Raw genomic sequence first — 22,895 nt, forward strand, 5'->3', positions numbered from 1 at the left:
CGGCTAGATCACGGAGCGAAGATTGTGAAGCAAGACACCAGCGGAAGCCGGCCAACGCCCACCCTTGAAATGGTGGCAGCGCTGGCCGGCGTCTCCCGCGCCACCGTCTCGCGGGTGGTCAATGACGTTCCCAGCGTGGACGAGGACATTGCCGCCAAAGTGCGGCAGGCCATCCTCGCCGTAAACTACACGCCAAACCGCGCCGCCCGGTCCCTTGCCAGCAGGCGGCCCAACTCCGTGACGCTCATCGTGCCGGAATCCACCTCGAAGGTGTTCGCGGATCCCTTCTTCGCGTCAGTCGTCCAAGGGGTGGCACTGTATCTTGCGGAGACGGACTACACCCTGAACATGGTCATTGCCTCGGAGGCCAAGCCCGAGAAGACCAGGGCATTCCTGCTCGGCGGCAACGTGGCGGGTGCGCTGGTGGTGTCCCACCACGCGGGCGACAGGTCCTGGACCCACCTGAGTGATTACATTCCCATGGTGTTTGCCGGCAGGCCGCTGGGAGAAGGTGCCAGCTACTACGTGGACGTTGACAATGAAGCTGCAGCGGCAGGTGCAACACAGGTCCTGATCAAAGGCGGGCGGACGAATATCGCCACTATCGCCGGCCCCCAGGACATGCCCCCGGGCATAGACCGCCTCAACGGCTGGAGAACGGCCATGGCCGAGGCCGGGCTCGACGATTCCCTTGTGGAGTACGGGGACTTCACCCTTGCTTCGGGGGCGAAAGCGATGCGCCGGCTGCTGGGCAACGGGCGTCCGGTGGACGGCCTGTTCGTGGCCAACGACCAAATGGCCGCCGGTGCCTACACCGTGCTCCAGGAGCGCGGGCTCCGGATTCCCCAGGACGTGGCCGTGGTGGGCTTCGACGACGATTCGTTCGCTACGTCGGTGGACCCACAGCTCACTACCGTGCACCATCCGATTATCGAGATGGGAAAGAAGATGGCCGAAATCCTGGTGGACCTGATCGAGGGCAAGGACACCGAACGGGTCACGCAGATTCCCACGTCGCTCGTGATCCGTGAGTCAGCCTGATGGGCACGCCGGGGGAGAACACGACCGGCAACGGTCAGCGCGTCCTGCGCTGGGGTGTTGTGGCAACAGGACGCATCGCGCACCGGGTCACCCGTGACCTCGCCTGCCTTGAAGACGCCGAGCTATACGCGGTAAGTTCGCGCAGCAAGGGTGCGGCGGAGGCGTTCGCCACGGAGCACGGCTTTGCGGCCAGTTACCACGACGGTCCTTCCGGAACCGGATACCAGCAGTTGTTTGCCGACCCCCTGGTGGACGTCGTGTACATAGCCACGCCGCACGCCCAGCACTTCGAAGTCGCCCGTGCAGCCCTCGACGCCGGAAAGCATGTGCTGTGCGAAAAACCGCTCACCATCAACGCCCGGGAGGCCCGGGAGCTGGTCGGGTTGGCCGGCGAACGGGGGCTGTTCCTGATGGAGGCCGTTTGGACCCGGTTCCTGCCGGCAACCCGGCGCGTCCTGGAGCTGATTGACGGCGGGCAGATCGGAGTGGTCCGCTGGGTCCAGGCCGATCTGGGCTTTCCTGCTGCCTACGACCCTGCAGACAGGCTGTGGGATCCGGCCGCCGGCGGGGGAGCACTGCTGGACCTTGCCGTTTACCCGTTAACCTGGGCCATCGCCGCCCTCGGTTTCCCCACCGGGCTCGCGGCGAAAGGCCACCTGAACCAGGATGGCGTGGACGTCCAGAACACCATTGCCCTTGACTACCCGGAAGGGGCTGCAGCGCAGCTGACCTCCTCCCTCCAGGCAGCCGGACCAGGCACCGCCACCATCAGCGGAACCACCGGCTGGATCAGGACCGGCTCCCCGCTGTACAACCCGCGCATGCTGGAAATTTGTGGTTTGGACGGCAGCATCCGGGTGGAGGAGTTTGCCGAGGCCACAGAAGGGTTCATTCACGAACTGCGCGAAACGGCACGCTGCATCCGTGCCGGCCTCCAGGAGAGCCCACTGATGCCCTGGAGCGAAACCGTGCAGGTGATGGAGCTGCTGGACGAAGCACGGCAGCAGCTGGGGCTGCGCTACCGGAACGACGGGGTTTCGTCCCCAACCACCGGGAGTTAAAGCGCCGGCAGCACATCCCGGGCTTCGCGCGCGTCCATCCCGGTGGCCTCCAGCAGGTCCACCATCAGCGGGCGGTAGAGCATCACCACAGTCTCGCCTTCGAGCCTCTGCACCTCCAGCAGCTTGGGATGCAGGCGCAGGGCTATCTCGCTCAAGTCCCGCCGGGCGGTGCGCAGGTGGGCGCGGCGGACGCCGTCGTGCGTTTCCGCCAGGCCCAGCGAAAGCTCGTCGATGGCGGCAGCGGTCTCCTGCAGCACCTCCGCGATGTTCTCCGTCGCCTCGTCGGAAAGCGCCGCGTGGTTGATGGCGCTGGTAAGCCGGCGCGCGAAGACGCGGCTGTTCCTTAGCGCCAGGTCAATGAAGTCCAGCGACTGTTTGAGCTGGTCGAGCTCTTCCCGGTGCCGTCTGTAGGCCGGCGCAAGGGTGGCTACCTCCCCGGAAGCGCGGAGGGACTGGCGCATGCCGTCAACCAGCGGCTGGCAGTTCCGTCCCCGGATGAGGGCGTGCCAGGCCTGGGTGGAATCGCTGTTGACCAGGGCGTCGCCGCACTCGCGCAGCACCTCGGCCAGCTCGTGCAGGAGCTTCTGGACGTCCTTGCGGGGCTCCCGCCGGGGATCCTTGGGGATGAGGATGGTGACCAGCAGCGCGCAGAGGCCGCCCACCACTGCATCAATGCTCCGCGTAAACGGCCCGCCTGCCGGCGCGGGCAGCAACACAACCAGGAGCGACTGCAGCCCAAGTTGGGTGGTGAAGATGGTGCCGCTGTCGAGGAAGCGGGCCAGCAGGATGGAGAAAAGAAGGACGACGGCGGCCTGCCAGATTCCGCCGCCCAGCCAGTGCAGGAGCAGATCACCTACGGCAATGCCGATGGTGCAGCCGAGGCCCACCTCCACTACCCGCCGCAGACGCGGTTCCCGGGAAAAACCCAAGGCGATCAGCGATGAGGTGGCGGCGAACAACGGCCCGGAGTGCCCCAGCACATACTCCGCGAACGCGTACGCACCTACGGCGCAGACAGTCATCTGGATTGCCGGAACCAAGGAATTCCGGCTGCGGATGAGCCCAGTGCGGATACGGCCATGCAGGAACCGCCTGCCTGCTGAAAGTCCTGCTGCCGAAGCCATGCGTTCCAGTCTATTTGCTGGACGTGCCTTATTTTTGCTGCCGCGCACTACGGCCGGACATGTGATCTGCGCAATGGGAACCCGGCACTTGTAGGCCATTATCCCGCCGTCGTTAATGTTCCGTTCACTTTGGACAGCCCATCCTGTTACCTGCGGCCCATACCTTCGGTAAAGGTACAGAACGTACGCATCGCGCCGCAGGGTTCTCCGTCCCTGCCCGCACCTGAATAACCCTGGAAGGGGTACATCTAGTGAAGGCACTCCGCTTCGGCCGCCACGCGGCTATCGCTGTTCTCGCAGCCGGCGCACTCGCGCTTACCTCCTGCGGTTCAGACAACGCCACGGGCACCGCTCCCGCCGGCACCCAGACTTCTGGCACCAAGGTGACCGGCACACTCACCGGCATCGGCGCATCCTCCACCGGCGCAGCAATGGACGCCTGGAAGGCCGGTTTCGCTGCCGCCAACCAGGGCGCCACCGTGCAGTACTCCCCGGACGGCTCCGGCGCCGGCCGCAAGGCGATCGTTGACGGCTCGGCCCAGTTCGCCGGTTCCGACGCCTACCTGAAGGACGAAGAGCTCGAGAGCTCGAAGGCAGTCTGCGGTCCCGACGGCGCCATCAACATCCCCGTCTACATCTCACCGATCGCCGTGGCCTTCAACCTCCCCGGCATCACCGAGCTGAAGCTTGACGCCGCCACCGTGGCCAAGATCTTCCGCGGCCAAATCACCACTTGGAACGATCCCGCCATCGCTGCCCTGAACGACGGCGTCACCCTGCCGGACCTCAAGGTCACCCCGGTGAACCGTTCGGATGACTCCGGCACCACCACCAACTTCACGGACTACCTGGCCTCCGCAGCGCCTGAGGTCTGGACCGACCCGTCCTCCGGCGTCTGGCCTGCAACCCTGCAGGGCGAGAACGCCAAGGGCACCTCCGGTGTTGTCAAAACCGTCACCGACACCCCCGGCGCCGTGACTTACGCGGATGACTCCGCAGTGGGCGGCAAGCTCGGCACCGCGGCCATCAAGGTGGGCGGGGAATTCGTCAAGATCTCCGCCGAAGCAGCCGCGAAGGCCGTCGAAGCAGGCAACCCTGTTGAAGGCCGCGCCAGCACCGACGTCGCCATCAAGCTGGACCGGAAGACCACCGCTTCCGGCGCTTACCCGGTGGTCCTGGTTTCTTACCACGTGGTCTGCAGCGCCTACGACAAGCAGGAAACCGTTGACCTCGTCAAGGCTTTCGAAAACTATGTAGTTTCCGAGGAGGGCCAGCAGGCCGCCGCGGATTCCGCAAAGTCCGCCCCGCTTACCCCGGCCCTGGCAGAGAAGGCCACCGCGGCCATCGAGTCCATCAAGGTCAAGTCCTAATAACTGCTCCGAATCCGGGTTCCCCGCCTGCCGAGAGGCAGTGCGGGGAACTTGGCTTTGGAAGCCACCCTTTCCATTCCCAGTACCACCACGATCGAAGGGCCGTCGAATGACCGCCACCTCCCTGACCAGCACCCAGGGCCCCGGCCGCGCCGGGGACAAAATCTTTTCGGGTGCCGCGCTGGCCGCCGGATGCCTCATCCTCGCCGTCCTCTTCGGAGTCGCACTCTTCCTGGTGGTTCAGGCCATCCCTGCGCTGACCGCACCGGCTGCCGACATCCAGGGCGGCAAAGGCTTCTTCGCCTACATCTGGCCGATCGTCATCGGCACGCTCATCGCCGCGGTCATCGCCCTGGTCATCGCCACACCCATCGCCATCGGCGTCGCATTGTTTATCTCGCACTTCGCCCCGCGCGGCCTCGCATCAGGGCTGGGATACGTCGTAGACCTGCTCGCTGCCATCCCCTCGGTCATCTACGGCGCCTGGGGTGCAGCGTTCCTAGCCAAGGAAATCTCCCCGGCCTACAACTGGCTTGCGGAAAACATGGGCTGGTTGCCCATCTTCCAGGGCCCGGCTTCGGCCACCGGCAAGACCATCCTTACTGCCGGCATCGTCCTCTCCGTTATGGTGCTGCCCATCATCACGTCCCTGTCCCGCGAGATCTTCCTGCAGACCCCCAAACTGCACGAGGAAGCCGCACTCGCCCTGGGTGCCACCCGCTGGGAAATGATCAAGATGTCAGTCCTGCCCTTCGCGCGGCCGGGCATCATCAGCGCCATCATGCTGGGGCTGGGCCGCGCGCTGGGTGAAACCATGGCCGTAGCCCTGGTGCTGTCCTCCGGTGCCCTGACGGCGAGCCTGATCCAGTCCGGCAACCAGACCATCGCGGCCGAGATTGCCCTGAACTTCCCCGAGGCCAGCGGACTCAAGGTCAGCACGCTGATCGCCGCCGGCCTGGTCCTGTTCGTCATCACCCTCGCCGTGAACATGATCGCGCGCTGGATCATCACCCGGCACAAAGAATTTTCGGGAGCCAACTAAATGACCTCCACGCTTACTCCCGTCCGCAGCAAGCGCTCGGCGCTGACCAAGGGCCAGCTGCCAAAGTACGCCCCCTATGCCGTCCTCGCCGCCGCACTGATTGCCGGCGCCGCGATCCTGGCCCTGATCGGTTTCAATCCGTTCGGCTGGGGCATTGTCTCCGCGATCCTGTTCGCCATCGGCCTGGTGTCCTGGAGCGCCGCCGTCGAAGGTTCCCGCAAGGCGAAGGACAAGCTCGCCACCTGCCTGGTGGTGGGATCCTTCCTGGTGGCACTGCTCCCGCTTTTCTCGGTGATCTGGACCGTGCTGGTCAACGGCGTGCCCGGACTCCTGACCCCCGGGTTCCTCAGCACGTCCATGAACGGCGTAACCGGCGTTTACGACAACAGGGCGGTGGAAGACGGCGCACCCGTCCTGGGCGGCATCTACCACGCACTCCTGGGCACTGTGCAGATCACCCTGCTGGCAACAGTCATCTCGGTTCCGGTTGGCCTGCTGACCGCCATTTACCTGGTGGAGTATGGCAACGACGGCCGGGTGGCACGCGCCATCACGTTCTTCGTCGACGTGATGACAGGCATTCCGTCCATCGTGGCCGGCCTCTTCTCGGCAGCCTTCTTTTTTGCCGTAGTCGGCCCCGGCACCAAGACCGGCGCCGTTGCCGCCGTCGCCCTTTCAGTCCTGATGATCCCCGTGGTGGTGCGGTCCAGCGAGGAGATGCTGAAGATTGTGCCCAACGAACTGCGCGAAGCCGCGTACGCCCTGGGCGTTCGCAAGTGGCGGACCATCATCAAGGTGGTCATCCCGACGGCGATCTCCGGCATCGCGTCCGGCGTTACCCTCGCCATCGCCAGAGTCATCGGCGAGACCGCACCCATCCTGGTCACCGCGGGCTTTGCCACCAGCATCAACTCCAACGTGTTCAGCGGCTGGATGGCCTCGCTGCCCACATTCATCTACACCCAGATCCTGAACCCCACCTCGCCGGCCAACCCTGACCCGTCGTCACAGCGGGCGTGGGGAGCAGCCCTGGTGCTGATCATCCTGGTGATGATCCTCAACCTGGGCGCCCGGCTCATCGCCAGGATCTTCGCCCCCAAGACAGGCCGCTGAGGGCCTGCCTGCTCCTTCCGGTCCTTTGGGCCGGACCATACACTTCAATTCATACCCAGTTAGTGAAGGAACACCATGTCTAAGCGCATCGACGTCAAGGACCTGAACGTGTACTACGGCGATTTCCTTGCCGTGGAGGACGTCACCATCAACATTGAGGCCAAGTCCGTCACCGCGTTCATTGGTCCGTCCGGCTGCGGAAAGTCCACCTTCCTGCGGACCCTGAACCGGATGCACGAAGTACTTCCCGGCGCCCGTGTGGAGGGCGAGGTCCTGCTCGACGGCGACAACCTGTACGGTCCCGGTGTGGACCCTGTTACCGTCCGCTCCCAGATCGGCATGGTATTCCAGCGGCCCAACCCGTTCCCCACCATGTCCATCCGGGACAACGTGCTGGCCGGCGTGAAGCTGAACAACAAAAAGATCTCCAAGGGCGAGGCCGACGTCCTGGTGGAACGCTCGCTGAAGGGCGCAAACCTTTGGAACGAGGTCAAGGACAGGCTGGACAAGCCCGGTTCCGGTCTCTCCGGCGGCCAGCAGCAGCGCCTCTGCATTGCACGGGCCATCGCCGTGGAACCGCAGGTGATCCTGATGGACGAGCCCTGTTCCGCCCTTGACCCCATCTCCACCCTGGCCATTGAGGACCTCATCAACGAGCTCAAGGACCAGTACACCGTGGTGATCGTGACCCACAACATGCAGCAGGCGGCCCGCGTTTCGAACCGCACGGCCTTCTTCAACATCGCGGGCACCGGCAAGCCGGGCAAACTGATCGAGATCGGTGACACCCACACCATCTTCAGCAATCCCACGCAGAAGGCAACGGAGGACTACGTCTCCGGCCGCTTCGGATAAACACTGCAGTGAACGGCGCCCGTCGCGCGGATGCGGTTATTCCGGCACTTCCAGCTGGAAACCGCACCGGCAGCGCAGGACCCTGGTGGGGAGTGAGACTGCGCTGAGGCCGCCACTGCCGGTGCTGGTGCGGTAGCAAAGGCGCTCGATTTCGAACTCGGCTTCCTCCATGGGAAAGCCGCAGTGGATGTACTCATCACCGAACATGATGACTTTGGCCATCCAGCGCACCTGGTGCAGGGCAGCGGCCACATCCGACGCGTACGCCAGGTGTTCGTGGAACCGGCGGCAGTCATTGCAGGTGTAGGAAACGGTGACGAGGTCACCGTTGGCCGCACCCATCGCCATGATGGCGTGGATTGTCAGGTGAAGTTCCGTTCCACAGATTTCGCATTCCATATGCCGTGGCTGGGGCAGGGAGTGCCGGGGATTCGAGTTAGCCACGATGCCTGCTCTTTTCCACACAATGTGCATCCAGGCCGCCGATATGCTGCAGCGGCGTTTGTCCGCGGCCTGCACCCGGCGGCGGATGTCGGCCCCGGCAGCAGCGTGTCGGGGCGTACTTTCGAATCTACGTCACACAGGTCCGCCTGTATAGGGCAGCAGGAGTTGCCGGGCTCACGGGGACGCGTTCACCCGGATTCGCCTTCCCGGACGCTTATCCAGGCAGCGGTGAAAGAGCCAGCGCCAACACAAAAGCGAGGGCCGCCGTTGCGGCCGGCGTCAGGACCCAGAGCGCCACGATGCGGATCACCAGCTTCCGGTTGGTCACCGAAAAATGCTGGTTCTCACCGGCGCCGAGAACGGCTGAGGTAACGGTGTGGGTGGTGGAAAGCGGCCACTGCAGGCCAATGGCACCCACGAACAGCATGACCGCGCTGACGATCTGCGCCACCGAGCCCCGCAACGGATCAATCTTGGTGATCTTGTAGCCGATGGTGTGGGAGATCCGCCAACCGCCAAAAAGCGTACCGGCGGTGATCATCACCGCCGACAGCAGGGCCACCCACACCGGGATGCTGCCGCCGTCGGAAAATCCCGATGCCAGCAGGGCGAGGAGCAGAACTGCACTGATCCGTTGCCCGTCCTGGAGGCCATGTCCGAACGCCACCGCGCCGGCTGCTATGGACTGGCTGCGCCTGAATCGCTGGTTCACCACGTTGGGCTGTGTGTAGCGGGCAGCCCAGGTGGCCGGGTAAACCAGGAGGAAGGCGCCGCTGTAGGCCACCAGCGGCGACAGCACCAGTGGCAGGACAACCTGGAACAGCAGGGAGCGGTCCACCCCGCCCACGCCCATGCCGCCCACCGCGAGGCTGGCAAGTCCTGCCCCGGCAAGGCCTCCCACCAAAGCGTGCGTGGAAGAGGCCGGAATGCCCCGCCACCACAGCAGGATGCCCCAGGCGACCGCGCTGCCCAAGCCGGCGAGCAGTATGGTGAGGCCGTCGGTGCCGGCGGGAAGGCTGATCCAGGTCTGGCTGACGGCGACGGCGAGGAGCGCACTCAAGAGGGCGCCGAGGAAGTTGAAGAAGGCTGCCAGCAGCACGGCCACGCTGGGCGTCAGTGCCCGGGTGCGCACGGCAAGGGCAACCGAGGTGGAGACGTCACGGAAGCCGTTGACGAAGGCGAACACGGCCGCCAGGAGTACCACCGCACCGAAAATGACTGCTGTCACTTCAGGATTCCTTGACGATGATGCTGCCTACCTGCGTGGCGACGCGCCGCATGTCCTTGGTGACGTCCACCAGTTGGTCGGCAATGTCCCGGTTGCGTGAATACTGCGCCCACTTCATGTCGCTGATCATGTCAGCCACCCACACCCGGTGGGTCCGTTCTGCCCGTTTGGCCAGCCGGAGGATTTCGATCCAGTAATCCTCGAGGTCATCGAGGTTGTCGAGCCGGCGCATGGCATCCACCGTCAGCTCGGCCTGCCGGCTGATGATTTCCAGCTGGTCCGCAGCCCGCTTGGGCAGCCTTTCCAAGTGGTACAGCGCCACCAGTTCCGCGGCGGCATCCAGCTTTTCAATGGCCTCGTTGAGGTAGCGGGACAGGGCGTACATGTCTTCCCGGGGCAACGGGTTAACGAAGCTGGTGCGCATATGGGTCAGGAGGGCGAAATGCAGCTCGGCGGACTTGGCCTCGTGGTTGTGCATGTCCTCCACGAGCCTGCCGTGCTCGGCTGCGGGGACGCCGAGGATCTCGGCCAAGGTGGCGCTGGCCAGCACGATTTGCTGCGCCATCTGGGATAAGAGGTTCAGCCCGGCGGGCTCCTGGGGAAAAAGGCGCAGCTTCACGTAGTTACCGGTCTCCGGGATAAGTACAGGGCGGGAGTTGCCTGCCGTGTGACGTGACCCCGACGCGCAACTGACGCCAACTCTACCGGCCTGTGACTGCACCCCTGAAATGGGCAAACGGAAAATCAGGGACCAGTAACCGGGCAGAAAAATGGTGCCGAACCGGATACGCCTCTCGGCGGTAGGCCGCTCTAGGCGGCTAAATGTTGAAGCCCGGGGGTTTCGCGGCTCGGCACCAGTTTCAGTGTTCTACGTTGGTTGGCCCAAGTCAACATTGACAGAACCGGGGTCTCGGGTCAGTCGAGTTCGCCCAGGCGCCACGCGTTGGCGGCGTGCTCAAGGTCTTCGGCGGTTTTGACCAACTGGTGGGAATTGCGGGTGAGCTTGCTTGCATGCGCCTCATTGCCGTGCTCGGCACCGTCGGCGAGAGTTGCCTGCCCGAGCGCTACAACGCGGCAGAAAGCTGCGGAACGCTCCAACGCGACGTCGAACTCGCCGTCGAACGCGCCCGAAAGGATGGCATCCGCCATCACCTTCATCTCGTCCGCGCCGGGAGGCTCGGCGGCGCCGGCCACCACGTTGGAAACCTGTGCGGTGTCCTTGCCCGCGCGGAAGTACACCGAAATGCGCTCCGGGTCCTGGACTGTAGCCGCGCGCAGGGCATACAACCGCCACAGCGCGCCGGGAAGGGAACGGGCGGGGCTCTCAGCCCACATCTCCGCGATGGCCTCCAAGCCCTGCTCGTCCGCAAGCTTGACCAGCCGCTCGGTCACCACGGGGTCATCGCTGTCACGTCCGTGGCGGACCAGCGCCTGGGCAGCGAGGTGCGCCGCTTCGGACACGCGGGCGGGGTCCGCGCCGCCGGCGAAGGGTTCAAAGTCGATGGGCGCGAACGGTTTCGGCTTGTGGTGCCGGTTGGCGCCGCCGTAATGACTGGAACCTGTTTGCTCGCTCATGCCCCCCACGCTACTCCTGTGCCCCGCGGGAAATCGAGCATCCGAAGATTGCCGGCGTCCGCCGGGGCAGGGCCCGACGGCGGGACGGGCGTGCGTGCAAATGGTGCCGTGACCATGGGTTAGAGTATTAACGTCCAGAAATGGATGGGCCGGGCTGGCCGGGCACAGTGTGTCGAAGCAGCCCGGTTGGGGCCTTTAGCTCAGTTGGTAGAGCATCGGACTTTTAATCCGTGGGTCGTGGGTTCGAGCCCCACAGGGCCCACCGTTTACGCAGGTCAGAGGCAGTGAGCCTCTGGCCTGCTTGTGTTTTAAGGGCCCAAGCCGGCGGAAACCCACTAACCCGGAAACCCAGGGCTTTCACCGGGGACGCAGTTATAAGCGGTTTTTTGAGTCGCCCCGGGCTCTTCCGCTCAAGGCTGTGAGGACGTACTGTGTCCCAATGAACCGCCTTGAACAACCCGCCAGGCGCGTGTCCGACCGTTCGCCGGGATGTTCCTTGCCGTGGCTGCACCCCTAATTACTGAAGCATTGCCTGCCTTTACGGCACAACCGATGCCAGGCCATGCCGGACCGGGAACACGTTTTGTGGGCAGGGCGATTCATGTGCCCACGGGCTGGGGGCTAACCCGCCCCCCGGTCCTTCCCTGCCCTCCTGCGCGCCCGCCCATGCCCAGGGGTGCTGACAAGGCAGCGTCACCAGGCCGGATGCTACCCCATCCGATGTCTTCGCATCCCGGATCCCCATCGCACGAAAGGAACCGAAAAGGGGGAACCTGATCACCCACACTATGGGTGGAAATAGTCCCGATATCGAAGCAGTTGCGGAATCCTTCCAAACAGGTGCTGACAAGCCGGGCGGCCTAACCGGAGCCGTGCACTGTGTAGTCGAGGAGACATGGAGAACCAGTCCACGGACGTGTACTGGGTTCCCTGACAGTCCAAACGGTCTGCAACAGAAATACAGCATCACTGGGCCGTCTCTTCACCAACGGTTCAGCCCTCCGATGGCATCTCCAGTCGTTTGGGCGGATGCGCGGGCAGCAGCGGACGTGCAGGCGGATCGGTCACCACCCCGTGTTGGGTTCCACCCTTCAGGGAGGTGGAGGCTGGCCATCGCAGTCATAAGCCACGGGATGCCGAAAGCTTCAGCGTAACGAGCGGTCTGCCCGCGATGCGGATGGCATGCACTCAGGGCCCGCCGGGCAGCGACCGCCACAAGAAATTTCGAACGGAGCAGTTATGCATCAAACACCGACGAACATCACGCGCACCGTGGTGGCCCTAATTCTCATCGCCGGGACCGCACTGGGCGCCCCTCCGGCCTCGGCCGCAACGCCTAACCCCACCACCTGCGACGGTTATCCCGAAAAGCGGCACTTCGTTGATGCCCAGTCCTGGTGGTTGCCCACCGAGGGCGCGAGTCCGGCCGGCACGAACCACGGCCATATCCACGTGGGAGCTTGTATTCCCGAACGGGAAACCATGACCGGCCCATTTACGCTCGATGTCCGAATGGTGATTCATGATCCTGGTGCCCAGGAGGTCTATACCGGCAGTACCTCTGCGCCGTATGTGTCGGTGGTCATGAAAGACAAGTCGATCGAAAAGCCGCAGTCCAAGCTCTTCCAAACAGGCTGGACCTGTCCCACCCTGGGTACGTGCACCCGCTGGGGCCAGGTTACGGTCGACCCATCCATTTTCCCGACAGATGGCCTCAAAGAAACGCGCTTGCGCTTCTTCTCAGACGTCAAGGACCCTACTGCGGGCGGCAACACAACAACAGCCCGAATGACCGCCAACCTCAATTTCCAGTATTTTGTTGATCTTTCGCCTACCCGCACTGTTAGCGACGTCTCCCGCGATCCGTATTTGCGCGGTAAGGGCTGGTACTCAGCGCCCGGCGGCAATCTGGCCGTGGGCGGCTATTGTGAAGCCGACCTTCTGACCGTTCCACTTCCAAATACTCCCGTCAGCGGCACCTGGTCACCCGCTGTCAAGATGGTTTGGCACGGCCAAGCGCGCGACCCGCACGTCACTGCCCATGAAATCCGCGTCGACCCGGATTTCCATAACAACAATCCCGGTAGAGTCATCCGCCAGGCGCCCGGGGAGTACGATGCCCCGATCAGTATTGACACCACGCAGCTGGCCAATGGCAGGCACAACCTGTTCCTGCGCGCCGATTGCAATGACAAGTACGGCCGCAACTCCACCGCCTCGGGCGTTCTGGTCGTGCCTTTTGAAGTCGCCAACGGCGTCGGATAGGTCTTGCTACTAATCTGTCGGTCGTAGGTTTGGCCCCCACGGCACCCACCCTTCCAGCCAAAGAACGGACATCCCGGCAGCTGGCCTTCCCGAGGCTGCAGGGGGATTTCCTGCTTGCGGCAACCGGCACAATGGGGACATGACAAAAAGCAGCGCCGGGCGGCTGCCGCGCCTTGAGGACGTAGCCGAACTTGCTGGCGTCTCACATCAGACCGTATCCAGGGTGATCAACGGGCACCCCAACGTCAGCAAAACGACCCGCGAAAAGGTTGAGGCGGCCATCGCGGAGCTGGGCTATCGGCGCAACACCGCAGCGCGAAGCCTGGTGACGAGGCGCTCGCAGACCATCGGTGTGCTGGGAAGCGAACTCTCCCAGTACGGCCCGGCCAACACTATGCTGGGGGTGGAGCAGGCCGCCCGGGACGCCGGCTATTTCGTCAGCATCGCCGCATTGCGTTCAGTGGGCAGGGACGCGATCTTCGATGCGCTGCGGCACTTTCTGGACCAGGCGGTGGACGGGATCGCCGTCCTGGTGCCGCATACGGAAACCCTGCGGATCCTGGAGGAGTTTAACCCCGGCGTTCCAGTGGTGGCTGTTGGCTCCCCGGGCAACGAGGCCGTCACTGGTGTGATGGTGGACCAGAAACACGGCGCGGAGATTGCCGTCGGGCATCTCATCGAGCTCGGACACAGCCGGATCGGCCACGTTGCCGGACCGGCGCACTGGATCGACAGCGCAGCGCGAACTGAGGGCTGGCGCACAGCCCTCCAGCATGCGGGCCTTCCGGATGACCTGCTGTGGGAAGGCGACTGGAGCGCGGGGAGCGGCTACGCGATCGGGCGGCACCTGGCGGCCGAAGGAAGGGCAACGGCCGTGTTTGTGGGTAATGATCAGATGGCCCTGGGCGTACTGCGCGCCTTCAATGAGGCGGGCGTCCGGGTGCCCGACGACGTCTCCGTGGTGGGTTTCGACGATCAGCCGGAGTCCAGCTACTTCACCCCGCCGCTCACCACGGTGCGGCAGGACTTCGCCGAGCTCGGCAGGCGCTGCATGGAGGCCATGCTGAAGGAGATAGAGGCGGGCGCCGCGACCAGCTCCACGGTGGTAACTCCGGAGCTGGTACGCCGGGAAAGCGCCGCAGCGCCGAGGCGTTAGCTTTTGCTTCGCCGTGCCGAAAGCGGTGTCCCGGTCTGCATCACTGCCTGCGGGAGGGCCGAAGCCTGGCACGTACTGGGGGCACGGATGGCGGCGGCTACGGCCGGACCTCGCCGCAGCGCATTGCTGCTCGTGCCGGCGGTTGGGCCGGCTCCTAAGCTGCGCGGCTCCTAAGCTGCGCGGGAATTTTGGCGGCCCGTGGAGATGCGGCGGGCCCAGGCGGCAAGCCGGGGCAAGTAATTGATGGCCGCGTACGCTGCCAGCGCCGCGGCCATATGCAGATGGAGCATCAAGTGGAGTGAATGGCCGGCGGGGGCAGCCACTTCACCACCCGCCGGTGGCACGTCCTGGCTAATTCCGCCGTGGCCGTGCAAGGACAGCCCGGTTCCGGAGCCGCCGGAAAATACCGAGAACCCGAGATGAAGCAGTTGCTGTGCCACTGCGCAAAGGAGCAGCAGCGCCCAGCCCGGCAGCGGGAAACGCCCCAGGATCGCTGCCGCCATGCCCAGCAGCGCGGCGAGTGCCACAAGGATGAGAAGGCCCGGTGCGGGACCTCCGGCTGCCAGGTGGGCTGCGAGTCCGAAGCCGGTCGAGAGTGGGCCGGCCAGCCAGGCGCCGGAGGCGTAGGGGGCCTTTGGTCTCGCCTCGTCCACTGAGCTCCTTTCCGGTTGGATTGCCGTTGATTCTGTCCTTACCCCTTTGGGCAGCGTCCCACACTTCGCCGCTGCCGACGTCTGACGGTTCATGCACGGAGAAGGGCGTGGGCATTGACAGGGGCGTTTGTTAGCGCTCACAATTGAAGGGTCGCAAAGCTGCGGCAGCTATTGGAGGAAGTTTTTATGGACGTCAACGTTGACACGGACAGCTACGTCATCGGTGTGGACTACGGAACGCTTTCGGGCCGGGCCGTGGTGGTCCGCGTCCGGGACGGCAAGGAGCTTGGCAGCGGCGTGTTTGAGTACCCGCACGCAGTGGTCACGGACGCCCTTCCGGCGGACATAGCTGGCGGTTCAGGGGGACCGGGCGCAAGGCTTCCGGGGGATTGGGCTCTGCAGGTGCCGAACGACTACCGCGACGTCCTGCGCATTGCAGTACCGGCCGCGGTGGCCGAGGCAGGGATAGACCCCGCCGCCGTCGTCGGTATTGCCACGGACTTCACCGCCTGCACCATGGTGCCGGTCAAGGCGGACGGCACCCCGCTCAATGAGCTCCCGGGATTCGAAAACCGGCCCCATGCCTATGTGAAGCTTTGGCGCCACCACGCAGCGCAGGGCCAGGCCGACCGGATCAACCGGCTGGCAGCCGAACGGGGTGAGGAGTGGCTGCCACGCTACGGCGGGCTGATTTCCTCGGAATGGGAGTTCGCCAAAGGCCTGCAGCTCCTGGAGGAGGACCCCGAGGCCTACGCCGAGATGGACCACTGGGTTGAAGCTGCGGACTGGATCGTCTGGCAGCTGTGCGGCCAGTACGTCCGGAACGCCTGCACCGCCGGTTACAAGGGCATTTACCAGGACGGCAGGTACCCGTCCGAGGACTTCCTTGCGGCCCTGAACCCGCAGTTCAAAGACTTCGTCAGCAGCAAGCTCGAGCACACCATCGGCCGCCTGGGTGATGCCGCCGGTTACCTCACCGCCGAGGCTGCTGCCTGGACCGGCCTGCCCGAAGGCGTCGCCGTGGCGGTGGGCAACGTGGATGCCCACGTCACTGCTCCAGCTGCCAGGGCCGTGGACCCGGGGCAGCTGGTGGCCATCATGGGCACCTCCACCTGCCACGTCATGAGCGGCACGGAACTGCGCGAAGTGCCCGGCATGTGCGGGGTGGTGGACGGCGGCATCGTGGACGGACTCTGGGGCTACGAAGCCGGCCAGTCCGGCGTCGGTGACATCTTCGCCTGGTTCACCAAGTACGGCGTGCCGCCGGAGTACCACCAGGCAGCCGAAGCTGCCGGCCTGGGAATCCACGAATACCTCACCGAACTCGCATCCCGGCAGGGCATCGGCGAGCACGGACTCATCGCCCTGGACTGGCACTCGGGAAACCGCTCGGTCCTGGTGGACCATGAGTTGTCCGGCATCGTGGTGGGCCAAACCCTTGCCACCCGCCCGGAGGATACCTACCGGGCCCTGCTGGAAGCCACCGCCTTTGGCACCAGGACCATCGTGGACGCGTTCCGCGACTCCGGAGTTCCGGTGAAGGAATTCATCGTGGCCGGCGGCCTGCTCAAGAACCCGCTCCTCATGCAGATCTATGCGGACGCCACCAACCTGCGGCTCTCAACAATCGGTTCAGCCCAGGGCCCGGCCCTTGGCTCAGCCATCCATGCCGCCGTCGCTGCGGGGAAATACGCGAATATCCGCGAAGCGGCTGCTGCCATGGGCTCCGAACCCGGCGAGGTATACACGCCGATTCCCGGAAACGTGGCCGCCTACGAGGAACTCTTCCAGGAGTACAAAGCCCTGCACGATTACTTCGGCCGTGGCAGCAACGATGTGATGCACAGGCTCAAGGCCATCCAGAGGAGGGCCGCCGGTTCGCTTTTGGCTCCCGCCGCGGTCGCTTCCGAGGCCGTCGCGGAGGTGCCGGCATGAGCATTCTGGACACGATCTCCCGCGTCCGGGAGGAAGTCTGTGCCCTGCACGCCGAGCTGACGCGCTACGAACTGGTGGTCTGGACGGCGGGCAACGTCTCCGCCCGGGTCCCGGACCATGAGCTGATGGTTATCAAGCCCTCGGGCGTTTCCTACCAGGACCTGACGCCGGAGCAGATGGTGGTGACGGACCTCTACGGGGTGCCCGTGGATGGGGACGCAACAGGTGAGTGGGGCAACCCGGCGCTGTCGCCGTCGTCGGATACTGCAGCCCATGCTTACGTCTACCGGCACATGCCCGAGGTGGGCGGGGTGGTGCACACACACTCCACCTACGCCACGGCATGGGCGGCCCGCGGTGAGGCGATTCCGTGCGTCCTGACCATGATGAGCGACGAATTTGGCGGGTCCATCCCGGTGGGGCCATTCGCCCTGATTGGCGATGATTCGATCGGCCACGGGATCGTGGAGACGCTGAAGAACTCCAATTCCCCGGCGGTGCTGATGCAGAACCACGGTCCGTTCACCATCGGCAAGGACGCGAAATCTGCGGTGAAGGCCGCCGTGATGTGTGAGGAAGTGGCCCGCACCGTCCATATCGCGCGGCAACTGGGCGAGCCCCTCCCCATTGACCAAAGCCACATCGACTCCCTCTACGCCCGCTATCAGAACGTCTACGGCCAGTAACGGCCGGGCTTCACTGGACAACCGAAGACTTACTCCCGAAGGAGATCCCATGAGCACCGCAGCAAACACTTCCCTGGACGGTTACGAGGTCTGGTTCCTCACGGGCAGCCAGCACCTCTACGGCGAGGACGTCCTCAAACAGGTGGCAGCCCAGTCCCAGGAAATCGCCAATCAGTTAAACGCCTCCTCCTCAGTGCCGGTGCGCATCGTCTGGAAGCCGGTCCTGACCGACTCCGATGCCATCCGCCGCACCGCCCTGGAGGCCAACTCGGACGATTCCGTCATCGGCGTCACGGCATGGATGCATACGTTCTCACCGGCGAAGATGTGGATCCAGGGCCTGGACCTGCTGCGCAAGCCGCTGCTGCACCTGCACACCCAGGCCAACCGGGACCTGCCCTGGGCGGATATCGACTTCGACTTCATGAACCTGAACCAGGCTGCCCACGGCGACCGCGAGTTCGGATACATCCAGTCCCGCCTGGGCATCGCCCGCAAGACCGTCGTCGGACACGTTTCCAATCCCGAGGTCGCCCGCCAGGTGGGTTCCTGGCAGCGGGCCGCCGCCGGCTGGGCCGCCGTCCGGACCCTGAAGCTGACCCGCTTCGGCGACAACATGCGAAACGTTGCCGTCACCGAGGGCGACAAGACCGAAGCTGAGCTGCGCTTCGGCGTCGCCGTGAACACGTGGTCCGTCAACGAGCTCGCCGAAGCCGTGCACGGTGCCGCGGAGGCCGACGTCGACGCCTTGGTTGCCGAGTACGAGGAACTTTACGACGTGGTTCCGGAGCTCCGCGCCGGGGCCGCCCGCCACGATGCACTCCGCTACGGAGCGAGGATCGAACTGGGCCTGCGCAGCTTCCTGGAAGCCAACGGCTCGGCCGCGTTCACCACGTCCTTTGAGGACCTTGGAGCACTCCGCCAGCTCCCCGGCCTGGCCGTGCAGCGGCTGATGGCGGCCGGCTACGGCTTTGGCGCCGAGGGCGACTGGAAGACCGCCATCCTGGTCCGCGCAGCGAAGGTCATGGGTGCCGGCCTGCCCGGCGGCGCCTCCCTGATGGAGGATTACACCTACCACCTGGAACCCGGAGCCGAAAAGATCCTGGGCGCCCACATGCTGGAGGTCTGCCCCTCCCTGACGGCCGGCAAGCCGCGCCTGGAAATCCATCCGCTGGGCATCGGCGGCAAGGAAGACCCCGTGCGCCTGGTGTTCGACGCCGATCCCTCCCCGGGCGTCGTCGTCGCCTTGTCCGACATGCGGGACCGCTTCCGGCTGGTGGCCAACGCCGTCGACGTGGTTCCCCTGGACCAGCCCCTGCCCAACCTTCCCGTGGCCCGCGCCCTGTGGCAGCCCAAGCCGGATTTTGCCACCTCCGCGGCAGCGTGGCTCACGGCCGGCGCAGCGCACCACACCGTGCTGTCCACACAGGTGGGCATGGACGTGTTCGAGGACTTCGCGGAAATCGCCAAAACCGAACTGCTCACCATCGACGAGGACACCACCATCCGCCAGTTCAAGAAGGACCTGAACTGGAACGCCGCGTATTACAGGCTGGCCGGCGGAATCTAGCCAACCCCTCCTGAAAGCAGCCCCGGAAGCCCTGCTTCCGGGGCTGCTACGCCCGGGGCTTGTGCCCCTTGTGCAGGTCTTCCTAATGGCCGCAGTGCGCGCTAGTGGCCGAAGTGCGCGCGGGGAGGTCCTTCAGGCAGCCGGTCGAGGATGTCCTCTGCCACCCGGCGGACCTTGATGTTCCGGTGGCTTGACGCCTTGGCCAGGATTGAGAAGGCCTCATGGTAGGAACACCCGTTCTGGGCCATGATCACGCCGCACGCAACGTTAATGGACGTGCGGCTGTCCAATGCCAGACGCAGATCCGCCGCGGTGGACCTCGCGGTGTGCAGGTCAAGGGCCATGTGCAGGCTCTTGGCCGCAAGTCCTGCGAATGAGCGGGCCTCTGAAATCACCTGCAGGGGAAATGCCTTGGCATCCTGGGCGAAAAACGCCAGGACTGCGGTGGCCTCGGACGCCGGTGTGCCATCGTCCCGCACCTCCCCGGCGCCCTGGTCCAAGCGGAGCCTGATGCCAAGGACGCTGCCGAGATCTGCCGACTGCAACTGGCTGCAATACCGCGGCCAGCGGAAGTCTCCGCTTCTTTGCAGCACGGCCACGTGTTGCTCCCCTGACAGGACCTCGCTGACAGGCCCTTCGCCCGCTTTCTGTTCCCACTCGAGCAGGCGGATGACTTCCGGTGATGTGCCGGTGATGGCCGGAGTCCTCTTGGGCTGGTGCACCACCACGCCACATTCGATGACCAGGCCCGCGGTGCCGACAACGGCGCGGGCAGATGCAGCCGCCAGCAGTTCAAGGGAGTCGTGCAGTGTCTCCGCGCCTGTCATCAGGTCCAACAGGATCCCGTCCGGCTTCCCCGACCCGGAAGGCCCTGTCCATGGCTGCCCCTGCGGTGCGGGTGCGGTATGGCCCAGTGCATTTCCGTGTGAGCCATTTGCCGCAACGGCAGCCCGCTGGCGGCGGTGGCCTGTGCCCGGCGGGGAAATGAGAGGGCCGGCGACGGCTGGGGGAGAGGCCTTGGTCTCAAAGGCCTCCTCGTCGCCGGCCCCGCTTAGTGCCCGCGCCCTTCGGGCCGGGAAATCGGAGTTAGCGTATCTCGCATGCATGGTGTCTCACACCCCCATCGTGAGCCAGAACACGAATTGTCTCTGTGAAAAACCTAGTTCGTGGCCGTCCCGGGAGAACGCGTAGCCGGTACTTGTCTTTGAAATTAGGTACTACTTGGTTTCTAGTCTGCGGTTCCTGTCTCTGAGTGTCTTCGCGGATTCGTGACCCTTGCTGGCCGTGGGCAGCCGGGGCGCGTTCCGGCAGCAGGCCGCAGTACCGGGCTTGACTCCTGATGCAGGACCGCAAAGAATATTTCTATAACGTTGTAGATAAGAAGAGAACCAGGAACGAGGACGTTTTCGTGGCAGCAGCAGAACCCGTTGGCCCCACCGCGCCCAGCCAGGCAGGACCAGCCACAGCAAAAATCACCATGGACCCCGCCTTTGTCGTGGGACCAGTCCGCCGCCGCACTTTCGGTGCCTTTGTGGAGCACCTGGGACGCTGTGTTTACACCGGCATCTTCGAGCCGGAGCACCGCACTGCCGATGAAGACGGCTTCCGGGGGGACGTGCTGGAGCTGACACGGGAACTGGGCGTTTCTACTGTCCGCTATCCGGGCGGCAACTTTGTGTCCGGCTACCGCTGGGAGGACGGCGTTGGCCCCGCCGACAAGCGCCCGGTCCGCCTGGACCTCGCGTGGCACTCCACGGACCCCAACCTGGTGGGGGTGGACGAGTTCGCCAAATGGTCAGCCAAAGCCGGCGTCGAAACCATGATGGCAGTGAACCTGGGCACCCGCGGCACGCAGGAAGCGCTCGACCTGCTGGAGTACTGCAACATCGACGGCGGCACCGCCTTTTCGGACCAGCGCAGGGCAAACGGCGCGGAAAACAGCTATGGCATCAAGATGTGGTGCCTCGGTAACGAGATGGACGGACCCTGGCAGATCGGGCACAAAAGCGCCCAGGAGTACGGCCGGCTCGCTGCCGACACCGCCCGCGGCATGCGCATGATCGAACCCGACCTGGAACTCGTCGCCTGCGGCAGCTCCGGCCCCACCATGAGCACCTTCGGCGAATGGGAGCGCGTGGTCCTCTCCGAGACCTACGAACTGGTGGACCTGATCTCGGCGCACCAGTACTTCGAGGACTTCGGCGACCTGCAGGAATTCCTCTCCGCCGGCCATCGGATGCAGGCGTTCATCCATGACATCGTGAGCCACATCGACCATGTGAAGTCGGTGAAGAAGTCCGCCAGGCAGGTGAACATTTCCTTCGACGAATGGAACGTGTGGCACATGACCCGGGACGAATCGCGGCCTCCCACCGGCAAGGACTGGCCGGTGGCCCCCGTCCTGCTCGAGGACACCTACACAGTGGCGGACGCCGTCGTCGTCGGCGACCTCCTGGTCACGCTGCTCAAGAACACCGACCGCGTCCACTCCGCCAGTCTGGCGCAGCTGGTCAACGTGATCGCCCCGATCATGACCGAGCCCGGCGGCCGCGCGTGGAAGCAGACCACCTTCCACCCGTTCGCGCTGACGTCCCGCCACGCCTCCGGAACAGTGCTGCAGCTCGCCGTCGAGTCCCCGCTGGTCAGCGGCGGCAAGACGAAGGACTTCGCCGCGGTGTCCGCCGTCGCAACCTATGATGCGGAGAAGGGCGAAGCCGTGGTGTTCGCCGTCAACCGCTCGACTACGGACGCGCTGGGACTGGACGCCGTGGTGTCCGGCCTGGGCAACGTGCGTGTGGTTGAGGCAGTCACCTACGCCAACAAGGACCCTTACTGGCAGGCAACCGCTGATGATTCCACCTCCGTCCTGCCGTCGGAGAACGTCTCCGTCAAGGCCGACGGGGGCCGGCTCACCGGCGAGCTGCCGGCCGTGTCCTGGTCCATGATCCGGCTGGCTGTCGGCGCCTGAACTCCAGCGGGTTTCGGTCCAGTTACGCACGCATGAAGGCGGCGAAGCCTGCGTCACTGGGCAAAAACTTCAGCTCAGGGGGCCGGCATAACAACGGCGGCTGACGCACCTGCCCAGCTCTGGGAGGATGGACGGCATGGAACTGCACATCACGGGGGACCCCGCCGCGGATAAGTTGTTGAGTGAGGACGCCTTCGCACTGCTGACGGGCATGCTGCTGGACCAGCAGGTGACCATGGAATCGGCGTTCGCCGGGCCCGAGAAAATCAGGACCAGGATCGGGTCCATGAAGCCTGAGGCCATCGCCTCCCAGGACCCGCAGGCCTTCGTCGAGATGTTCAAGGAACGGCCCGCCGTCCACCGCTTTCCGGGTTCGATGGCCGCACGCGTGCAGGCGCTCGCCGAAACCGTGCAGAGCGAGTGGGACGGCGATGCCACCGCCATCTGGACCAAGGACAACCCGGACGGCCAGGAGGTGCTGCGCCGCCTGAAGGCCTTGCCCGGTTTCGGCGAGCAGAAAGCCAAAATCTTCCTGGCCCTCCTCGGCAAACAGTGCGGCCTCCAAGCGAGCGGCTGGCGCGAAGCCGCCGGGCACTATGGCGAGGAAGGGGCCTATCTTTCGGTCGCCGACATCGTGGATACGGAGTCCCTCTCCAAAGTGCGGGCCAGCAAGCAGGCTGCCAAGGCCGCGGCGAAGGCAGCCAAAGCGAAAGACTGAAGGGCTCGTCCTGCCCCTAGCGCAGCGGCCGGTTCCCGTTCGGAGGGCATCGTCTGCAACGATGTATGCCAGGGACAGGCGGAAGCACACG

20 protein-coding genes and 1 tRNA gene are annotated in these 22,895 nt (G+C 64.9%); 14 read left to right on the forward strand and 7 right to left on the reverse strand.

The features are described 5' to 3' along the window. Nucleotides 1–24: 24 nt before the first annotated feature. Together M1D93_RS02435 and M1D93_RS02440 are read left to right on the forward strand one after the other, a co-directional pair. Nucleotides 25–1,041: a LacI family DNA-binding transcriptional regulator gene (locus tag M1D93_RS02435; protein ID WP_461173617.1), complete on the forward strand. Its 1,017-nt coding sequence runs from the start codon at nucleotides 25–27 to the stop codon at nucleotides 1,039–1,041. Beyond that, a complete protein-coding gene (locus M1D93_RS02440; protein WP_461173618.1) occupies nucleotides 1,041–2,102 on the forward strand; it encodes a Gfo/Idh/MocA family protein in 1,062 nt (353 codons plus the stop codon). The genes M1D93_RS02435 and M1D93_RS02440 overlap by 1 nt, the downstream gene beginning before the upstream one ends. Here the strand turns inward: M1D93_RS02440 and M1D93_RS02445 are convergent. Then, nucleotides 2,099–3,226 carry an FUSC family protein gene (locus tag M1D93_RS02445; RefSeq protein WP_461173619.1) on the reverse strand — a complete coding sequence of 376 codons (1,128 nt, stop codon included), beginning with the start codon at nucleotides 3,224–3,226 and terminating at the stop codon, nucleotides 2,099–2,101. The two genes, M1D93_RS02440 and M1D93_RS02445, sit on opposite strands and share 4 nt — an antisense overlap. Before the next feature lie 251 nt (nucleotides 3,227–3,477). Here M1D93_RS02445 and pstS point away from each other — a divergent pair, with 251 nt between their 5' ends. From pstS to pstB, 4 genes are all read left to right on the forward strand, one after another. Then, nucleotides 3,478–4,596, forward strand: coding sequence for a phosphate ABC transporter substrate-binding protein PstS (pstS, locus tag M1D93_RS02450; RefSeq protein WP_461173620.1), 1,119 nt, complete (start codon nucleotides 3,478–3,480; stop codon nucleotides 4,594–4,596). Between the two features lie 109 nt (nucleotides 4,597–4,705). After that, nucleotides 4,706–5,638: a phosphate ABC transporter permease subunit PstC gene (pstC, locus tag M1D93_RS02455; RefSeq protein WP_461173621.1), complete on the forward strand. Its 933-nt coding sequence runs from the start codon at nucleotides 4,706–4,708 to the stop codon at nucleotides 5,636–5,638. Then, nucleotides 5,639–6,751, forward strand: a complete 1,113-nt coding sequence (gene pstA / locus M1D93_RS02460; RefSeq protein ID WP_461173622.1) for a phosphate ABC transporter permease PstA — start codon at nucleotides 5,639–5,641, stop codon at nucleotides 6,749–6,751. It abuts the gene before it with no gap. 75 nt (nucleotides 6,752–6,826) lie between these two features. Beyond that, nucleotides 6,827–7,606, forward strand: coding sequence for a phosphate ABC transporter ATP-binding protein PstB (gene pstB / locus M1D93_RS02465; RefSeq protein WP_163161406.1), 780 nt, complete (start codon nucleotides 6,827–6,829; stop codon nucleotides 7,604–7,606). A gap of 36 nt (nucleotides 7,607–7,642) precedes the next feature. Here pstB and M1D93_RS02470 read toward each other — a convergent pair whose 3' ends face one another. The 4 genes from M1D93_RS02470 to M1D93_RS02485 form a co-directional block, all read right to left on the reverse strand. Further along, the gene (locus tag M1D93_RS02470; RefSeq protein ID WP_461173623.1) at nucleotides 7,643–8,050 is read right to left on the reverse strand and encodes a hypothetical protein; all 408 of its coding nucleotides are present in this window, start codon (nucleotides 8,048–8,050) and stop codon (nucleotides 7,643–7,645) included. 214 nt (nucleotides 8,051–8,264) lie between these two features. Then, a complete protein-coding gene (locus M1D93_RS02475; protein ID WP_461173624.1) occupies nucleotides 8,265–9,278 on the reverse strand; it encodes an inorganic phosphate transporter in 1,014 nt (337 codons plus the stop codon). Between the two features lies 1 nt (nucleotide 9,279). Then, the gene (locus M1D93_RS02480) at nucleotides 9,280–9,897 is read right to left on the reverse strand and encodes a DUF47 domain-containing protein (protein WP_461173625.1); all 618 of its coding nucleotides are present in this window, start codon (nucleotides 9,895–9,897) and stop codon (nucleotides 9,280–9,282) included. A 296-nt stretch (nucleotides 9,898–10,193) separates the two neighbouring features. Further along, on the reverse strand, nucleotides 10,194–10,853 hold the full coding sequence (locus tag M1D93_RS02485; protein ID WP_461173626.1) for a hypothetical protein: 660 nt from the start codon (nucleotides 10,851–10,853) through the stop codon (nucleotides 10,194–10,196). A 189-nt stretch (nucleotides 10,854–11,042) separates the two neighbouring features. Here M1D93_RS02485 and M1D93_RS02490 point away from each other — a divergent pair. From M1D93_RS02490 to M1D93_RS02500, 3 genes are all read left to right on the forward strand, one after another. Then, a tRNA-Lys gene (locus M1D93_RS02490) sits at nucleotides 11,043–11,115 on the forward strand. Between the two features lie 977 nt (nucleotides 11,116–12,092). After that, nucleotides 12,093–13,118 (forward strand): hypothetical protein, encoded by a 1,026-nt coding sequence (locus tag M1D93_RS02495; protein WP_461173627.1) that lies wholly within the window; start codon nucleotides 12,093–12,095, stop codon nucleotides 13,116–13,118. Between the two features lie 139 nt (nucleotides 13,119–13,257). Next, complete coding sequence (locus M1D93_RS02500) at nucleotides 13,258–14,274, forward strand: LacI family DNA-binding transcriptional regulator (protein WP_461173628.1); 1,017 nt, start codon at nucleotides 13,258–13,260, stop codon at nucleotides 14,272–14,274. 170 nt (nucleotides 14,275–14,444) lie between these two features. Here the strand turns inward: M1D93_RS02500 and M1D93_RS02505 are convergent, their stop codons facing one another. Beyond that, complete coding sequence (locus M1D93_RS02505) at nucleotides 14,445–14,927, reverse strand: hypothetical protein (RefSeq protein WP_461173629.1); 483 nt, start codon at nucleotides 14,925–14,927, stop codon at nucleotides 14,445–14,447. 186 nt (nucleotides 14,928–15,113) lie between these two features. Between M1D93_RS02505 and araB the strand changes: the two genes are divergently transcribed. Genes araB through araA form a run of 3 tightly spaced genes read left to right on the forward strand, consistent with a single transcriptional unit; the run spans nucleotide 15,114 to nucleotide 19,118 of the window. Next, complete coding sequence (gene araB, locus M1D93_RS02510) at nucleotides 15,114–16,862, forward strand: ribulokinase (RefSeq protein WP_461173630.1); 1,749 nt, start codon at nucleotides 15,114–15,116, stop codon at nucleotides 16,860–16,862. After that, the gene (locus M1D93_RS02515) at nucleotides 16,859–17,548 is read left to right on the forward strand and encodes an L-ribulose-5-phosphate 4-epimerase (protein WP_461173631.1); all 690 of its coding nucleotides are present in this window, start codon (nucleotides 16,859–16,861) and stop codon (nucleotides 17,546–17,548) included. Before araB ends, M1D93_RS02515 begins: the two co-directional genes overlap by 4 nt. A 49-nt stretch (nucleotides 17,549–17,597) precedes the next feature. Next, nucleotides 17,598–19,118, forward strand: a complete 1,521-nt coding sequence (gene araA / locus M1D93_RS02520) for an L-arabinose isomerase (protein ID WP_461173632.1) — start codon at nucleotides 17,598–17,600, stop codon at nucleotides 19,116–19,118. Between the two features lie 101 nt (nucleotides 19,119–19,219). Here the strand turns inward: araA and M1D93_RS02525 are convergent, their stop codons facing one another. Beyond that, nucleotides 19,220–19,945 carry an ANTAR domain-containing protein gene (locus M1D93_RS02525; RefSeq protein WP_461175094.1) on the reverse strand — a complete coding sequence of 242 codons (726 nt, stop codon included), beginning with the start codon at nucleotides 19,943–19,945 and terminating at the stop codon, nucleotides 19,220–19,222. Between the two features lie 650 nt (nucleotides 19,946–20,595). Between M1D93_RS02525 and arfA the strand changes: the two genes are divergently transcribed. Together arfA and M1D93_RS02535 are read left to right on the forward strand one after the other, a co-directional pair. Next, the gene (gene arfA / locus M1D93_RS02530) at nucleotides 20,596–22,086 is read left to right on the forward strand and encodes an arabinosylfuranosidase ArfA (protein WP_461175095.1); all 1,491 of its coding nucleotides are present in this window, start codon (nucleotides 20,596–20,598) and stop codon (nucleotides 22,084–22,086) included. 127 nt (nucleotides 22,087–22,213) lie between these two features. Next, nucleotides 22,214–22,804, forward strand: coding sequence for an HhH-GPD-type base excision DNA repair protein (locus M1D93_RS02535; protein WP_461173633.1), 591 nt, complete (start codon nucleotides 22,214–22,216; stop codon nucleotides 22,802–22,804). Nucleotides 22,805–22,895: the final 91 nt, after the last annotated feature.

It is taken from the genome of Arthrobacter sp. Z1-9, from assembly GCF_054792695.1.

What these genes read in the sequence shown, in the direction of transcription:
- M1D93_RS02440 (WP_461173618.1), top strand. Translation starts at nt 1,041, where the DNA reads ATGGGCACGCCGGGGGAGAACACGACCGGCAACGGTCAGCGCGTCCTG.
- pstA (WP_461173622.1), top strand. Translation starts at nt 5,639, where the DNA reads ATGACCTCCACGCTTACTCCCGTCCGCAGCAAGCGCTCGGCGCTGACC.
- araB (WP_461173630.1), top strand. Translation starts at nt 15,114, where the DNA reads ATGGACGTCAACGTTGACACGGACAGCTACGTCATCGGTGTGGACTAC.
- M1D93_RS02485 (WP_461173626.1), bottom strand. Translation starts at nt 10,853, where the DNA reads ATGAGCGAGCAAACAGGTTCCAGTCATTACGGCGGCGCCAACCGGCAC.
- M1D93_RS02515 (WP_461173631.1), top strand. Translation starts at nt 16,859, where the DNA reads ATGAGCATTCTGGACACGATCTCCCGCGTCCGGGAGGAAGTCTGTGCC.
- pstB (WP_163161406.1), top strand. Translation starts at nt 6,827, where the DNA reads ATGTCTAAGCGCATCGACGTCAAGGACCTGAACGTGTACTACGGCGAT.
- araA (WP_461173632.1), top strand. Translation starts at nt 17,598, where the DNA reads ATGAGCACCGCAGCAAACACTTCCCTGGACGGTTACGAGGTCTGGTTC.
- M1D93_RS02500 (WP_461173628.1), top strand. Translation starts at nt 13,258, where the DNA reads ATGACAAAAAGCAGCGCCGGGCGGCTGCCGCGCCTTGAGGACGTAGCC.
- M1D93_RS02525 (WP_461175094.1), bottom strand. Translation starts at nt 19,945, where the DNA reads ATGACAGGCGCGGAGACACTGCACGACTCCCTTGAACTGCTGGCGGCT.
- M1D93_RS02445 (WP_461173619.1), bottom strand. Translation starts at nt 3,226, where the DNA reads ATGGCTTCGGCAGCAGGACTTTCAGCAGGCAGGCGGTTCCTGCATGGC.
- M1D93_RS02535 (WP_461173633.1), top strand. Translation starts at nt 22,214, where the DNA reads ATGGACGGCATGGAACTGCACATCACGGGGGACCCCGCCGCGGATAAG.
- M1D93_RS02495 (WP_461173627.1), top strand. Translation starts at nt 12,093, where the DNA reads ATGCATCAAACACCGACGAACATCACGCGCACCGTGGTGGCCCTAATT.
- arfA (WP_461175095.1), top strand. Translation starts at nt 20,596, where the DNA reads ATGGACCCCGCCTTTGTCGTGGGACCAGTCCGCCGCCGCACTTTCGGT.
- pstC (WP_461173621.1), top strand. Translation starts at nt 4,706, where the DNA reads ATGACCGCCACCTCCCTGACCAGCACCCAGGGCCCCGGCCGCGCCGGG.